Genomic DNA, 14,965 nt, shown 5'->3' on the forward strand with positions numbered 1-14,965 from the left:
ATTAAGAAGCTTTTTCCACCCTGATATAGAAATTGGGACTTATATCAAGCGTGTCGTTTTTTAGAATATTCAGCGGCGCTTCCCGGTATTGCATTCCGGGGTTAAGCCATTGTCCGTTTGCCAGCTGCACCGGCATATTAAAGCCCGGTACGCAATTGGTCCATTTATACCGCACCTTGCCGCTGCTGAGCGAATAGGTAAGCACGGGAATGGAAGTGCTGCGCAGGTACTGATCAAAGATCTTTTGAAGGGGCTTTCCGGTTTTTTGCAGGATGTAATTTTCGATCTGCTTTCCTGTTACTGTCTGGTGGTAAAAATCCCTGTTGAGGCCCCGCAGCAGGTTGCGGAACTTGCTGTCGTCGTTTATCAGTTGCCGGATGATGTGGATCATGCTGGCACCTTTATCATACATATCACTGCTGCCTTCCTTATTTACTCCATAGGGGCCGGTGATCGGTTTGTCGTTACGGATGTTTTTCCGCTGGCCGGCAACATAAGCATTTGCGGCTTGCAGCCCGTGGCGGCATTGTACAAAGAGGGTCTCCGAATAGGTGGTAAAGGCCTCGTGTACCCACATATCGGCAATATCCCTGGTGGTAATATTATTGGCAAACCATTCATGCCCGCTTTCATGTACAATGATAAAATCCCAGTCGCTGCCCCATCCGGTTCCGGACCGGTCGTTGCCCAGGTAACCATTCAGGTATCTGTTGCCATATGCAACTCCGCTCTGGTGCTCCATTCCAAGATGAGGCGCATCCACCAGTTTATAACTGTCCTCATAAAACGGGTAAGGCCCCATCCAGTACTCGAAACAATGCAGCATGGGTTTTACAATCTCAAAATGTTTCCGGGCCCTGGGCAGGTTATAATCCAGCACCCAGTAGCCGATATCCAGCGTTCCTTTTTCTCCCTGCAGGGTATCATTAAAGTTTACGTAGTGACCGATATAAGGCGTGATCAGGTAGGTGTTAATGGGCTGGGTCACCGTCCATTTCCAGGCAGTGGTGCCATCTCCGTTCGCTGTTTTGGAGGTCAGGCGCCCATTGCTTACCGCTGTAAGCTCATCCGGCACGTTGATGGTAACGGTTATGCCTTTGTCCGGCTCATCGGCCTGGTGATCTTTACAGGGGAGCCAGGTGCTGGCACCGATACCCTGGGTGGCCGTGCTGATCCAGGGGCGGTTCAGGGAATCCTTTGTGAAGATCCAGCCCCCATCCCAGGGGGGCGTTTGGGCAACAATGGGATTCCCCCGGAAATACACCCGCAGCGTCTTTGTTTTATTGACAACGGCCTTGCCGGTGTTCAGCCAGAATACATTGCCCTCTCTTTTAAAAGGAATGGACCTGCGGGTATCCCGGTCCTCCACCTTTTCGATCTCCATCGGCTGCTGGAGATCGATCTGTAACGGACCTCCCGAATTTTTTATAACGGTATAAGTGATATCATTGTATCCGCTGACCGACTGCTGCGCTATATTTACCTTGAGCTGAATCTCATAACGGAGCACATTCCACCAGTCCCTGCCGGCTCCGTAGCTGCCCCTGAGACTGTCCTGCCGGGTTGTTTTTTCCTGATGATTTAAAAGCTGTGCCTGTAAGTTACCGGTGATCAGCAACAGGCAGCAGGCTGTTTTAATAATATTTTTCGCAAAAATCATTACCGAACTGGTTTGAATTGTAAATTTAAACGTTCAAGATGAAAATGACGCGACAATATCATTACCGGTTATCCTTTTTACTATTTCTTTGTATTTGTGTAGCAGGCTGCAGTGATAAGACCGGTGACCAGCGGAAAATATTCCGGTACAATGAGTACACCGGTATTGCTTCGCTGGATCCCGCCTTTGCAAAAAACCAGTCTACCATGTGGCCGGCCCACCAGTTGTTCAATACCCTGGTGGAAGTGGATGACAGTCTCAATATCAAACCTTCACTGGCAACACACTGGGAAATCTCGGATGATAAACTTACCTATACTTTTTATTTAAGACAGGATGTGCGTTTTCACGACGATCCCGTTTTTCCCGGGTCCCGGGGCCGGAAAATGATAGCATCGGATGTGGTCTTCAGTCTGAACCGCATACTGGATCCGGCAGTGGCAAGTCCCGGGGCATGGATCTTTAACGGAAAGGCAGATACCCTGCGGCCGTTTACTGCCTTGAATGATTCTGTATTCCGGCTAAAACTATTACGTCCGTACCAGCCGGTTCTGGGGATCCTGTCCATGCAGTATTGCTCTGTGGTGGCACCGGAAGCGGTGAAGCACTATGGGGTGGATTTCAGAAGTCATCCGGTGGGTACGGGTCCTTTCCAGTTCGTTGCCTGGGAAGAAGGACAGGGACTGGTGTTTAAAAAGAACCCCGACTATTTTGAAACCGACAGCGCGGGCAACCGGCTGCCGTATATCGACGGAATAAAGATCAGTTTTAAAGACAGCCGTGCCACAGAGTTCCTGCTGCTGCGCCAGGGGCACCTGGATTTTGTAAACGAACTGGATCCGAGTTTTAAAGATGAGGTACTTACAAAAAAAGGCACGCTGAAAAAAGAGTGGGAGGGGAAGCTGGTATTAAAAACAAATCCTTATCTCAATATCGAATACCTGGGTATACTGGTGAATTCTTCAAACGAACTGGTAAAACATTCTCCGCTCCGGTTTAAAAAAGTACGGCAGGCGATCAATTACGGCTTCGACCGGCACAAGATGATCCTGTACCTGCGCAATTCATTGGGGACACCTGCAGAATCGGGTTTTGTTCCGAAAGGCCTTCCTTCCTTTAATGATTCGATCGTAAAGGGATACCGGTATGATCCGGAGAAGGCGGCCGTTTTATTAAAGGAAGCAGGGTTTCCCAATGGAAGGGGAATGCCTGTTATAAAGCTGCTCACCATTTCCGTTTATGCGGATTTCGCCAATTTTATTGCAAAGCAGCTGGAAGGGATCGGGATGAAGATACAGGTGGAGGTGGTGCAGAAAGCGCTTTTGTTTGAAATGACGGCAAGCTCCCGCGCTGCCTTTTTCCGCGGTGGGTGGATCGCTGACTATCCGGATGCGGAAAATTATCTGTCGGTGTTCTATTCAAAAAACCCGGCACCGCCCAATTATACCCGTTATAAGAACCCGGCTTTTGATGCGGCTTTTGAAGCAGCAATAAAAGAGACCAATGATTCCCTGCGCTATATCCTGTACAGGAAGGCCGACCAGCTGGCCATAGATGATGCCCCCGTGGTACCACTTTGGTATGATAAAGTGATCCAGCTGGTACAGCCCAATATTAAAGGCTATCAGCCTAACGCGCTGAACCTGCTGGAACTGCGGAGGATAAAGATCGAAGACCGCTGACCGGCTCTGTAGAGTTATCTGCGCTCGTATTTCCAGTTACGGCTTTTGCCTTCGGCGATCCATTCCAGGGCGGTAGCAATGCGCTTTTCACGGGTGGCTTCCGTTTTGGCGTCGATGATCCATTGCAGGTATTCATTCCGGTGGGAAGGCGCAAACTTTTCAAAAACAGCCTTTGCCGTTTTATTTTTTGCCAGGGCTTTTTGAAAATAACCGGGCACAGCTATTGCTGCTGCTTTCCCTGCAGGTGTTTGCTTCAGGGAAGTACCCGCATCAATCAATACCATGGCCTCTTTTAATGCCTGTAGCAATACCTTGTCCGGCGGAAGATCTTTTACTTTGGTAAGCCGCCCCAGCTGCCCCATTGCTTTATGAGTGCCCTCCAATACGAGATAGGGTTTCAGCACCAAGATCTCTTTGCCCAGCCGGAAATTAAACGAGGCATGCTGCTTAAAAGCGGCCATGCTGCAGAGGATCCTGCCTTTATAATCAAAGTGAGGGCAGGACCATTTGATCGTTTCCTGTATATCTTTTCCGGCCTTGTGAACGATCCTCCGGATATGCAACAGAACGGGCTGTGCAAAAAGCGGTGCCGCAGAAATATAAGTGTCCACTTCAGGTATTGTGGTTGCCATAAGCCCTTTTTTATAATACGTACAGTACCAGCACCGTTGTCGTTACTGCCGGCAAAAGCTTCCTGTATATCATTGCAGGTGTTCCTGTCTTTTACCCTGCGTCCCTCTTTGTTGTCTTTTCAACAGGATGAGTTTTTTCCTGTGCTGTTTCTTTATTGAAAGATAATAAAAAAGTCCTGCAAATAAAAGCAGGAGAACTGCCCACCAGGCAGGGGAAATACTGCGGTGATACAGGGCTGTCCCTGCAGGTTCAATGGCCGGAAGCTTCTTGGGGAAGGGGTGTTCCGCCAGTCCCGGTGATTAGTTTTGATCTTTTGGCGCTGATTCGGTAATTTCGGTAACGTAACCGGAAAAAACGATTTCCGGCTGTTTTTTGCTTTAGCCAGGACACTGTGGAATTGTTGCTGTTATCGTTTCCGGGAAAGAGAACCGGAAAGCAGCGTGCGGATGATTGATGAATTACAAATTCAGAATGGAGACGAAGCGCAGGCAGGGATGACCCGGAGCTCTTTTTGAATAATTTACGGTAACGTACACGTTTTTAATAAAAGCTTTTTTATATTTACAGGGATGGTGGCCTGGTGATGCTTGAAAAATGAGAAAAGAATTAACAATGCATGCTTTAAAAACAAAACTTGGCCTGGGAATCGCAACAGCTTTATTGTGGTCATTTGCCTGCTGCAGGCCCGGAGAAGACCGGACCCCCGTATCCGGAAAACAACAGGACACGAAGGTTGGCGATTCACTTACGGCCCGTCATTATTATTCGGGGTTTCCCGATGCACATGATACCTACAATGCAATATCTGTTGCAAGCGATGGCCGGATCTATTACGTATTGTCTTCCACCCGTTATGACGTGGGAGGACAGTTCTATGTATATGATCCGGCAACGGATTCCACCCGGTTTATCGCAGACCTTTCCCAGGCACTGGGGGAAAAAGAGCAGCATTATGTGGCTCAGGGTAAGAGTCATGTGGAGTTTTACGAGCACAACAACAAACTTTATTTTGCAACCCATGCCGGGTACTATGAAATGATCAACGGCTCTGAACAAATGCCGGTGCATGCCCCCGACGGATATAAACGATACCCCGGCGGGCATTTTGTTTCTTATGATATGAAAACCGGTGCTATTGAAAGCATGGCGCTGGCCCCGGAAGGGGACGGGATCTTAACCATGACAATGGATGAAAAACGTGGGCATCTGTATGGCCTTACGTGGCCAAAGGGACTGCTGATCGATTATGACCTCAACCATAAAGTACTTAAGAACCTGGGGCCGGTAACCGGAAAGGGAGAGTCGCAGGTGGGCGATGACTTCCGCGTGATCTGCCGTTCGATTTTTGTGGATCCGGATGACGGCAATGTCTACTACTCCACTGCCGAAGGGGATATCTATGCCTATCATCCTGAGGGAGGCAAGCCCCGCAAACTGGAGGATGTGAACCTGCGTCTCGATTATTTTGGTAAATACGATCCCAAAGATGCGGGCAGCATGGGATACAACTGGCGAAAGATCTACTGGTACGGACCGGAGCATAAGGCTTACGGAGTGCATGGAAATTCCGGCTATCTGTTCACATTTGATCCCAGGGAAAAAAAGGTGGAGCTGGTGGAGCGGATCAATTCCATGCCTTCCCGGAAGAGCGGGATGTTCGATCAGTTCAGCTATGGATACCTGGGTTTTAAAATAAAGGATGGCGTCATTTACTATCTTACCGGCGGACCGGTATATGAAAACGGGCGCCGCGTTGCCGGTGCGGACAAGATCAATATGGGAGCAGCTAAAGGGCTGGAGAACCTGCATGTGGTGACCTACAATATTAAGGAGGGCGTATACAAAGATCACGGACCTGTATTTTATAAAGATGGCGGACGTCCTACCTATGTCAATTCAATTGCGGTGGGAAACGACGGGAATATTTATACCCTGGCCCGTTTTCTTCATAACGGAAAGGAAATAGAAGACCTGGTAAAGATCGATTTCAAAAAACAGTAGCGCTGCGCTGTACCGGGTGTGCAGCGACGGAACCGGGCTGTGATGCGGTAATAAAAAAGAAGCAGGTGGTATAATTTGTGCCGGCGCGGCGGAAGATCGTGAAGCGGGAAGAGGATTACGGTTGTGTCAACAATGTAAAACGTATAAGCCATGAATAAAAAGAAAATGAACAGGCGCCGCTTTATCGGAAATACAGCGGCTGCTTCTGTTGCCGGTGTTTTGGCCGGGTCATTCCCGGTGCTGGCACAAACAAAAAACAGCGGAACACTGGCTGCTCTCGGCGGTGCTCCTGTGCGCGATAAACGTCCCTGGCCGGCATGGCCATACACCGATGAAGAGCTGGTACAATCAATGACGGAAACCGCTAAAAGCGGCTGGTGGAGCCGGATCGACAACCGCAACAGCAGCAAGGTGGCCCGGTTCGAGCGGGAGTTCGCCCCTTTTCACGATATTAAATATGTAGTGGCCACAGGTTCGGGTACCCAGGCGATCTCCACAGCGGTACATGCGCTGAATATCGAGTGCGGCGATGAAGTGATCACTTCGCCTTATACAGATATGGGGACCATCTCCGGCGTTATTACCAGCAGGGCACTTCCGGTACTGGCAGACCTGGATCCGGATTCATTCCAGCTGGATGCTAAAGATGTGGAGAAAAAGATCAACAATAATACCAGGGCATTGCTGCCGGTACACATGATGGGAGCACCGGCGGATATCCGCGCCTTTGTTCAGATGGCACGGCAGCACAAACTGCTGCTGATCGAAGATGCCTGCCAGGCGCACCTGGCAAAAATCGATGGAAAACGCATCGGCACCTTTGGTGATGTGGGATGTCTGAGTTTTCAGTCGTCGAAAGTGATGGCCAGTGGTGAGGGCGGTGCCTGTCTGACGGACAATGAAGCGCTTGCCGATACACTCTATACGGTAATGAATCACGGAAGTGATAAACGGGGAACACATCCGCGGATCGGTCCCAAATACCGGATGAATGAATTTGCCGCATCGTTGCTGCTTTCCCAGATGCGTACCCACTTACAACGGCATGAAACACGCAACAGGAACGGGAAATACCTCACCGAAAAATTAAAAGGGTATAGCGGAGTAGCCCCTCAAAAGCTCTATCCCGGTACCGAGGAATGTTCTTACTATCTCTATGCCATGGCGTTCCGACCGGAAGAGTGGAAGGGTGCATCCCGCGCGCAGTTTATAAAGGCCGTTCAGGCCGAAGGAATTCCGATTGGTCCGTACATCCAGAGCGGGCTGCATAAATACGACTGGGTGAATTTTATCTGCGGGCTGGAGGTGTATAAAAAAATGTATGGTGAAAAACGATTGAAAGAATACAAAGAGCAAACAAAACACCTGCCGGCCTGTGATGCGGTTGCCGACCGGATGTTGCTGATACCGGGTTCAGGGCCGTTAACGGCGGATCAGTCATCAATGGACAATATCATCAATGCGCTGGCAAAGGTGTGGGAGCATCGCGATCAGCTGAAATCAATAAAAGTATGATCCGTTCTTTTTGCAGGTATGGATGGCTGCTGTTGTTTTTCTGTACGCCCGTTGGGCAACTGCATGCAGAACGCGGGATCCCCTGCCGGGGGGAGGAACTGCGGATCGCCGTATTTGATGTGGATGCAACTCCTCCGGAGGGATCCTGGCTGGCCTACGATTCGCTGGTGAATACCTGGGAGCTGGGTTTACGGGCGAAAGGTATTGTATTGCTGGGTGCCGGCGAACCGATCGTTCTCTGCGCGGTGGATTGGATCGGCATCGCAAATGAGGGGAATGATGCCTTCCGGGAGACCCTGGCTGCCGCTGCAGGTACCACCAGGGAGCGCGTAGCGGTACATACCCTGCATCAGCATGATGCGCCTGCCTGTGATTTTGGTGCAGAACTGCTGCTTAAAAAAGAAGGATTGAAACTGTATGGCTTTGAAAGCAGTTTTCAGCGGCAGGTACTGGAGCGGCTGACCACTGCAATAAGGAATGCCCTGGGAAAAGCACGGGTGGTGACACATTACGGCCTGGGAAAGGCGGAAGTAAGGGATGTGGCATCGAACCGGCGCGTGCTGGGAAATGATGGTAAGGTACTGTTTACGCGTACCTCAGCTACAAAAGATCCGGTTGCGCGTGCTGCGCCGCAGGGACTGATCGATCCCGAACTGTCGCTGATCAGTTTTTGGCATAATGACCTGCCGCTGGCAGTACTTTCCTACTACGCCACGCACCCGCAAAGTTATTACCGGACAGGGATCGCTAACCCGGATATCCCCGGGGTGGCACGGTTTTTCCGCCAGTTGGCACTGCCCGACGCCTTACTGCTGCATTTCAACGGAGCGGGAGGCAATATCACCGCAGGAAAATACAACGACGGCCGTCACGAGAACCGCTACCTGCTGGCCCAGCGGCTGGAGGAAGGAATGAAGCAGGCCTGGGAGCAAACCGTAAAAATACCGGTGACTGCAAAAGAGATACAATGGAAAGTGTTCCCTGTAACGCTGCCTGCAAAACCGGGACTTGACAGCATCCGGACGCTGCTTCACACACAGCCGGCTGTTTTTATCGCCAATAACGCCTCAAAACTGGTGTGGAGTCAGCGGTTAAAAGCCGGAAGGAAGATCGATTTCAGCTGTCTGGTCATTGGCAAGGCACGTATTGTTCATTTACCGGGAGAACCTTTTGTGGAGTACCAGCTGGCCGCCAAAAAAATGCGGACCGATCTTTTTGTTACAGTGGCGGGTTATGGCGATTATGCCCCCGGATACATCTGCACGGCGGCGGCCTATACCGAAGGAGGTTATGAGCCGGGTATGGCCTCGGCAGTGACCGCAGATGTGGAGCAGGTGATGCTGAACGCGATTAAAAAACTGCTGAACTAAAAAATGATGCGCGCGGTATTTTATAAAAAGGAAACGGTTCCCTTACGGTTGTTGCAGCTTCAATGTGTTGCAAACTTTTTTTCGGTCAGTGCTGCTCCTGCTCCAGGACGAGTGCCGCCATCGTGGATGCTGATGAAGTGATCGGTTGTTTTTCAAGTATACCGGATTTATGTGTACGTACACGTTAAACCCGGTATATGGAGTCACCGGAGCAGACCGGCTTCTCCGGAATGAAATCGCGGAGCGCTGTATTAACCCCGCCCGGGCGCGTGCGGATACTGCGAAAAGGAAAGCAGCGGGCGTTGCCGGCAGTCCTTCAGACGTTACCAGGTTCGGTGCAGCAGCCGGCCTCAATGGCGGTACCCGGCCGCAAAATTGTTTTCGTTTCTGTTGCGGATGTTGTATTTTCGGGTACGTAAACAATCTGTGGTCCGCACTTCTTTGCACAAATAAATACCAGCATATGAGTTCAAACTTTTCGCGGAGAGCTTTTATAAAAAAGACATCCCTGGGCGCAGCAGGTGCGTTCATCGGAATGGAAGCCCTGGCTACAGGGGCGGCACCTGCACTACAGCTGTCAGGTACACCTGCCCTGTTGGGCGGCACGCCGTTAATGACAAAGGATAATTGGGTGAAATGGCCGGTATGGATCCCGGAGACCGATGAACCGCTGGTGCTGGAGGCGCTGCGCAGCGGAGTGTGGTCGAGGGCCAAACTGGTGGCCCGGTTTGAGGAAGAGTATGCCCGGTTGCTTGGTGCCAAACGTTGTTTGTCCACCGTGAACGGCACCAACGCCCTGATCGTGGCATTGAACCAGCTTGGTGTTGGCGCAGGTGATGAAGTGATTGTACCGCCCTATACATTTGTGGCCACCATACAGGCCGTACTCGTAAACGGAGCGATCCCGGTGTTTGCTGATATTGATCCGCACACCTACCAGATCGATCCGGTTAAGATCGAGGAAAAGATCACACCACGCACCAAACTGATCCTCCCGGTACACATATTGGGGATGCCGGCCGACATGGACCGGATCATGGCGATTGCCAAAAAACGCAACCTGCTGGTGCTGGAAGATGCCTGCCAGGCACACCTGGCTGAGATCGGCGGCAAAAAGGCCGGTACCATCGGACATGCAGGATGCTTTAGTTTTCAGACATCAAAGAACCTGGCCATAGGAGAGGGCGGCGCCATTGTTTCCGACGATGACGATCTGATGGACCGTTGTTTTTCCTATCATAATCTGGGCTTCCCTTATGGCGTGGCACCCGGCGCAGTGGCCAGCGGAAGCGTACGCATCGGCGGGAAAACGCGGATGGCGGAGTACCAGGCCGCCATCGGGCTGGTACAGCTGAAACGGCTGGAAGCGCAGACCCGTATCCGCAATGAAAATGCCGTTTATCTCAGAAAGCGGCTGGGGAATATCCCGGGCATTGTTCCGCACCGGTTGTACGACAATGTAACACAGGCGGCTTACCTGCTTTTTGCATTCCGTTACCAGCAGGATCAGTTTAAAGGACTGTCGCGGGACGCTTTTATAAAAGCGCTGAGTGCGGAGGGTGTTCCGGTTTCTTCCGGCTATACACCGCTGAATACCCAGCCCTTTATCAGGGATGCGCTGGAGTCGAAGAACTTCCGGAGCATGTATGCCGGGAACCTGGTTGCGTATAAGACCTACATGGCTCAGAACCAATGCCCTCAAAATGAAGCGCTGTGCAAAGAGGCGGTATGGATCACCCAGAACATGCTGCTGGGATCTGCAGCAGATATGGAACTGATTGCCGGTGCCATCGAACGTATTTATAAAAATGCCGACCAGATAAAAAAAGCGTAAAAGAACGGCGCTGCAAGGCCCGCTAAAAACGGATAAGAACAACAGGAGGAAGACTTTTTGTAATATAAATTAACACTATATTTGAAGGTAAAATCTAAGTCGGATGAAGCCAGCAGGACGTATAGGTGTTAAAGAAATTGCACGAATGACCAACGTGTCTATTGCCACGGTAGACCGCGTATTGCATAACCGGCCCGGCGTATCGCCTGCTACCGAAAAGAAGATAAAAGCGATCATTAAAAAATACAATTACCAGCCGAATATACTGGCGCGTACACTGGCTTCCCGGAAGACGCTGAAACTGGCCACACTCATACCGTATGTTTCAAAAGAAACCACGTACTGGCAGGGGCCGCTGGATGGGATTGAACAGGGCGAAAATGAAGTACGTCAGTTTGGTATTACGGTAGATCGTTATTTTTTTGATCTGAATGATAACCGGAGCTTCCTGGATCAGGCAAAAAAGATCCTCCGGAACAAAGCAGATGGTGTGCTGATGGCGCCGCATTTCGTAAAGGATGCCGAAACATTCTCGCAGCAACTGAGTGCAAAGAACATCCCTTATGTATACATCAACTCCGATGTACCGGGACAGGGAAACTTAAGTTATATCGGACCTCATCTTTTTCAGAGCGGTTATCTCGGTGGCCAGCTGGCGGACTTTCTTTGCAAGGAAGGAAACAATTACCTGGTGATCAATATTTCCAGGAGCCCGGACAGCTATTACTACCTTTTGAACAAAGAGGACGGCTTCAGGTCCTACTTCAACGGGCGTAAAAAGGAGAAGATCCTGAAAACGGATATCCAGAAGACCGATTATGCTTCGATAAAAAAAGTGCTCGGCGCTGTATTGAAGAAGGAGAAGATCAACCTGATCTTTGTTACCAATTCCCGTGTATTTTATGTGGCCCGCTTTCTTGAGGAAGAAAACATAAAGAACATTCGCCTGATCGGCTATGACCTGATCGATAAAAATATCAGTTATCTCGAAAGCGGCACCATCGATTTCCTGATCTCCCAGAAGCCCCGGGAGCAGGCCTATCGCGGGATCCTGGCTTTGTATAATAAACTGATAAGAAGGGAGCCGGTGGAAAAGCAGCTGTTTATGCCTATTGATATCATTACCCGTGAGAACTACAAATTTTATAAGAACTGATTGACGGGCAGAACGTTTCCGGCAATAAAAAAACAGGCCGTAGCCTGTTTTATCAATCAGGTAATGAAATATTATTCTTTGCCGAAAAGATTGGCCACAGCGCCTTCCAGCATCGGGAATTTTTCCACGATGTAATTCTTAACAGCCTCCAGTGCTTTATGGGCCTGTTCATCGCTGAGGTTCACCTCGGCTTTCAGTTTGTCGATTAATTCCTGCATATAATAGTTTTTAGATGTTGTGATAGGATCCGGAACCGTCAGGCTGTCACGCCGCCTTTACCAGCCCCATTTTGCTCTTTTCAAATTTACGCCGTGCATAATCCCTTGTAAGTACGAACCGGGTTTCAGTGGCCGATGGCAGTTCATACATGGCGTCGGTAAGGATGCTTTCGCAGATGCTCCGCAGACCACGGGCACCCAGCTTGTACTCAACCGCCTTGTCTACCATAAAATCCAGAACGGCCGGCTCTACTTCCAGTTCAATGCCCTCCAGTTCAAACAGTTTTTTATACTGTTTCATCAGCGCATTTTTCGGCTCGGTAAGGATCGCCCGCAACGTGGTGGCATCCAGGGGATCAAGATGGGTCACCACCGGTAAACGCCCCAGTAATTCGGGGATCAGTCCGAAGGTTTTCAGGTCCTGCGCATTTACAAAACGCAGCAGGTTCTTTTTCATATCCTCCTGTTCTTCCTTATCTACATTAAACCCGATGGTATTGGTCTGCACCCTGCGGGCAATGATCTTATCCACGCCATCAAAAGCCCCGCCGCAGATAAAGAGAATATTCTGGGTGTTTACTTTTATCAGTTTCTGATCCGGATGCTTACGGCCGCCCTGTGGTGGTACCAGCACATCGGTGCCTTCCAGCAGCTTCAGCAGGCCCTGCTGCACACCCTCGCCGCTTACATCACGGGTAATGCTGGGATTATCGCTTTTACGCGCCACTTTATCCAGCTCATCGATGTAAACGATACCGCGTTCTGCGGCTTCCACATCATAATTACATACCTGTAATAAACGGGTCAGGATGCTTTCCACATCTTCACCCACATAACCTGCTTCTGTAAATACGGTAGCATCCACAATAGCGAACGGAACATTCAGCATTTTGGCAATGCTTCTGGCTAGGAGGGTTTTCCCGGTACCGGTTTCACCCACCATGATGATATTGCTTTTTTCAATTTCAACATCATTGTGACCATCGATCTCCCTGTTCTTTTGTTTTAACCGTTTATAGTGATTGTAAACCGCCACTGCCAGTACTTTTTTGGCATCGTTCTGACCGATCACATATTCGTCCAGGAAGGCCTTTATTTCTACCGGCTTCCGTATGGACTGGTTGAATCCGCTGACACTCCGCGTGTCTTCACGGAAATGAAGCTCCTGGTTAATGATTTCCTGCGCGTGTTCCACGCAGTTCTCGCAGATATGCCCATCCTGTCCGGCAATCAGTATCTCTACTTCGTCCCGGCTTCTTCCGCAAAATGAACATTTTAACACATTATCCGGCATAGTCGAAAATATTAAGAATTAAACCACAAAGTTAAAAAAAATCGCTGCAATCACAGCGATTTTCCGTTTTTTAAGATTGTATTAGTAGTTTAGTGTATTTGTTTACAGCTGATCTACAATTTTATCTGCAATTCCGTAGGTAATGGCCTCTTTTGCATCCATCCAGTAATCGCGGTCAAAATCACGCATGATCTCCTCAACGGTCTTGCCGCAGTTGTCTGCCAGTATCTGGGCCCCGATAAGCTTCACCCGTTGCGTTTGCCGGGCCTGTATCTCAAGATCGGAACTTACACCGCGTATAAAGCCACCGAGCGAAGGCTGGTGGATCATCACCTCTCCATGCGGATAGATAAACCGCCTGCCTTTTTTCCCGCCGCTCAGCAGGATACTGCCCATGGAAGCTGCCAAGCCCATACAAATGGTACTTACCGGACTTTTGATCATCTTCATGGTATCATAGATCACCATCCCGCTTGTTACCACACCGCCGGGACTGTTGATGTAAAATTTGATCTCTTCTCCCGGCTTGTCGGCCTCCAGCAGCAACAACTTTGTAGTTACTTCACGGGCGCTTTTGTCATCCACCACACCCCAGAGGTATACAGCCCTTTTTTCGAAGAACAATTGCTCCAGGCGTTTGTTCAGCATCATCAGGTCGTCTCTTTTATCTGCATTTTCTTTCGGCTCCTCTTCCTCGCCATCGAAGCGGACAGGATCGAGCCATTTATCTGAATTTAAATTTGATATCATAATATAAGTTTAAACGGAGAGGGAATCGTTATGCTCTTTTCTTTTTCTTATTTACCAGCAATACTTCGTCAATAAAACCATAATCCTTGGCTTCTGTTGCGGTCATCCATTTGTCGCGCTCAAAGTCCTTTTCGATCTGGTCGATCGGTTTCTCTGTATGGTTATTTACGATCTCGTACAGCTCTTTTTTCAATTTGCGGATCTCGTTTACGGTGATCTCGATATCACTGGCCTGTCCCCCGATGCCACCGCTGGGCTGGTGCATCATGATCCGGGCGTGTTTTAAGGCGGCCCGTTTCCCATGTGTGCCGGCGCCCAGCAATACGCAGGACATAGAAGCTGCCATACCGATACAGATGGTAGCCACATCAGGAGTTACATACTGCATGGTATCATAAACGCCCAGTCCGGCATAAACGCTGCCGCCGGGGCTGTTGATGTACATATTGATGTCGCGCACCCGGTCGGTACTGTCCAGGAACAGCAGCTGTGCCGTTACGATATTGGCTACTTCATCATTGATAGGGTAGCCCAGAAAAATGATACGGTCCATCATCAACCGGCTGTACACATCCATTACGGCCACATTCATGGGCCGCTCTTCAATAATATTCGGCGTTAATGCAGTCACGAGGTGATTGCCGTAGCTGTGCAGGGTGTTGCTGGAAAGGCCCCTGTGCTTCACCGCATATTTTTCAAATTCCGAGTTATAAGTCATAATTTATTTAAGTTACTGGTTAACTGTTCAAATTATCTGTTGTCCGTACAGTGATTCAGGATCACGGTACCGGTTTTAAAAGTAATCAAATATTTCTCCATTTACAAAATAGTGATTTTTAATGTCAGTTTGAC

At 49.6% G+C, this 14,965-nt stretch carries 12 protein-coding genes; 6 read left to right on the forward strand and 6 right to left on the reverse strand.

What is annotated here, in order from left to right:
• Position 1: 1 nt before the first annotated feature.
• On the reverse strand, positions 2-1,660 hold the full coding sequence (locus K7B07_RS18100) for a M1 family metallopeptidase (protein WP_223711937.1): 1,659 nt from the start codon (positions 1,658-1,660) through the stop codon (positions 2-4).
• Between the two features lie 38 nt (positions 1,661-1,698).
• Between K7B07_RS18100 and K7B07_RS18105 the strand changes: the two genes are divergently transcribed.
• On the forward strand, positions 1,699-3,342 hold the full coding sequence (locus K7B07_RS18105) for an ABC transporter substrate-binding protein (protein ID WP_223711938.1): 1,644 nt from the start codon (positions 1,699-1,701) through the stop codon (positions 3,340-3,342).
• 14 nt (positions 3,343-3,356) lie between these two features.
• On the opposite strand, the gene K7B07_RS18110 is transcribed toward K7B07_RS18105, so the two are convergent.
• The gene (locus K7B07_RS18110) at positions 3,357-3,974 is read right to left on the reverse strand and encodes a YdeI/OmpD-associated family protein (protein WP_223711939.1); all 618 of its coding nucleotides are present in this window, start codon (positions 3,972-3,974) and stop codon (positions 3,357-3,359) included.
• Between the two features lie 595 nt (positions 3,975-4,569).
• Here K7B07_RS18110 and K7B07_RS18115 point away from each other — a divergent pair.
• The 5 genes from K7B07_RS18115 to K7B07_RS18135 all read left to right on the forward strand — a co-directional run bounded on the left by K7B07_RS18115 (position 4,570) and on the right by K7B07_RS18135 (position 11,851).
• Positions 4,570-5,976: a ligand-binding sensor domain-containing protein gene (locus K7B07_RS18115; protein ID WP_223711940.1), complete on the forward strand. Its 1,407-nt coding sequence runs from the start codon at positions 4,570-4,572 to the stop codon at positions 5,974-5,976.
• A gap of 150 nt (positions 5,977-6,126) precedes the next feature.
• Positions 6,127-7,491: a DegT/DnrJ/EryC1/StrS family aminotransferase gene (locus K7B07_RS18120; protein ID WP_223711941.1), complete on the forward strand. Its 1,365-nt coding sequence runs from the start codon at positions 6,127-6,129 to the stop codon at positions 7,489-7,491.
• Complete coding sequence (locus tag K7B07_RS18125; RefSeq protein WP_223711942.1) at positions 7,488-8,861, forward strand: hypothetical protein; 1,374 nt, start codon at positions 7,488-7,490, stop codon at positions 8,859-8,861. Before K7B07_RS18120 ends, K7B07_RS18125 begins: the two co-directional genes overlap by 4 nt.
• Positions 8,862-9,324: 463 nt before the next feature.
• Positions 9,325-10,695, forward strand: a complete 1,371-nt coding sequence (locus tag K7B07_RS18130; RefSeq protein ID WP_223711943.1) for a DegT/DnrJ/EryC1/StrS family aminotransferase — start codon at positions 9,325-9,327, stop codon at positions 10,693-10,695.
• Positions 10,696-10,798: 103 nt separating this feature from the next.
• A complete protein-coding gene (locus tag K7B07_RS18135) occupies positions 10,799-11,851 on the forward strand; it encodes a LacI family DNA-binding transcriptional regulator (RefSeq protein WP_223711944.1) in 1,053 nt (350 codons plus the stop codon).
• A gap of 71 nt (positions 11,852-11,922) precedes the next feature.
• Here the strand turns inward: K7B07_RS18135 and K7B07_RS18140 are convergent, their stop codons facing one another.
• The 4 genes from K7B07_RS18140 to K7B07_RS18155 all read right to left on the reverse strand — a co-directional run bounded on the left by K7B07_RS18140 (position 11,923) and on the right by K7B07_RS18155 (position 14,831).
• Positions 11,923-12,069 (reverse strand): hypothetical protein, encoded by a 147-nt coding sequence (locus K7B07_RS18140; RefSeq protein WP_223711945.1) that lies wholly within the window; start codon positions 12,067-12,069, stop codon positions 11,923-11,925.
• A 46-nt stretch (positions 12,070-12,115) separates the two neighbouring features.
• Positions 12,116-13,363, reverse strand: coding sequence for an ATP-dependent Clp protease ATP-binding subunit ClpX (gene clpX / locus K7B07_RS18145; protein ID WP_223711946.1), 1,248 nt, complete (start codon positions 13,361-13,363; stop codon positions 12,116-12,118).
• Positions 13,364-13,465: 102 nt separating this feature from the next.
• Positions 13,466-14,113: a ClpP family protease gene (locus K7B07_RS18150; RefSeq protein ID WP_223711947.1), complete on the reverse strand. Its 648-nt coding sequence runs from the start codon at positions 14,111-14,113 to the stop codon at positions 13,466-13,468.
• Between the two features lie 28 nt (positions 14,114-14,141).
• Complete coding sequence (locus K7B07_RS18155) at positions 14,142-14,831, reverse strand: ClpP family protease (RefSeq protein WP_223711948.1); 690 nt, start codon at positions 14,829-14,831, stop codon at positions 14,142-14,144.
• Positions 14,832-14,965 lie beyond the last annotated feature (134 nt).

This window comes from Niabella beijingensis, from assembly GCF_020034665.1.
Lineage (GTDB): Bacteria > Bacteroidota > Bacteroidia > Chitinophagales > Chitinophagaceae > Niabella > Niabella beijingensis.

Excerpts from the sequence above, each read along its gene's own strand:
- K7B07_RS18100 (WP_223711937.1), bottom strand. The coding sequence starts at position 1,660 with ATGATTTTTGCGAAAAATATTATTAAAACAGCCTGCTGCCTGTTGCTG.
- K7B07_RS18105 (WP_223711938.1), top strand. The coding sequence starts at position 1,699 with ATGAAAATGACGCGACAATATCATTACCGGTTATCCTTTTTACTATTT.
- K7B07_RS18110 (WP_223711939.1), bottom strand. The coding sequence starts at position 3,974 with ATGGCAACCACAATACCTGAAGTGGACACTTATATTTCTGCGGCACCG.
- K7B07_RS18115 (WP_223711940.1), top strand. The coding sequence starts at position 4,570 with ATGAGAAAAGAATTAACAATGCATGCTTTAAAAACAAAACTTGGCCTG.
- K7B07_RS18120 (WP_223711941.1), top strand. The coding sequence starts at position 6,127 with ATGAATAAAAAGAAAATGAACAGGCGCCGCTTTATCGGAAATACAGCG.
- K7B07_RS18125 (WP_223711942.1), top strand. The coding sequence starts at position 7,488 with ATGATCCGTTCTTTTTGCAGGTATGGATGGCTGCTGTTGTTTTTCTGT.
- K7B07_RS18130 (WP_223711943.1), top strand. The coding sequence starts at position 9,325 with ATGAGTTCAAACTTTTCGCGGAGAGCTTTTATAAAAAAGACATCCCTG.
- K7B07_RS18135 (WP_223711944.1), top strand. The coding sequence starts at position 10,799 with ATGAAGCCAGCAGGACGTATAGGTGTTAAAGAAATTGCACGAATGACC.
- K7B07_RS18140 (WP_223711945.1), bottom strand. The coding sequence starts at position 12,069 with ATGCAGGAATTAATCGACAAACTGAAAGCCGAGGTGAACCTCAGCGAT.
- clpX (WP_223711946.1), bottom strand. The coding sequence starts at position 13,363 with ATGCCGGATAATGTGTTAAAATGTTCATTTTGCGGAAGAAGCCGGGAC.
- K7B07_RS18150 (WP_223711947.1), bottom strand. The coding sequence starts at position 14,113 with ATGATATCAAATTTAAATTCAGATAAATGGCTCGATCCTGTCCGCTTC.
- K7B07_RS18155 (WP_223711948.1), bottom strand. The coding sequence starts at position 14,831 with ATGACTTATAACTCGGAATTTGAAAAATATGCGGTGAAGCACAGGGGC.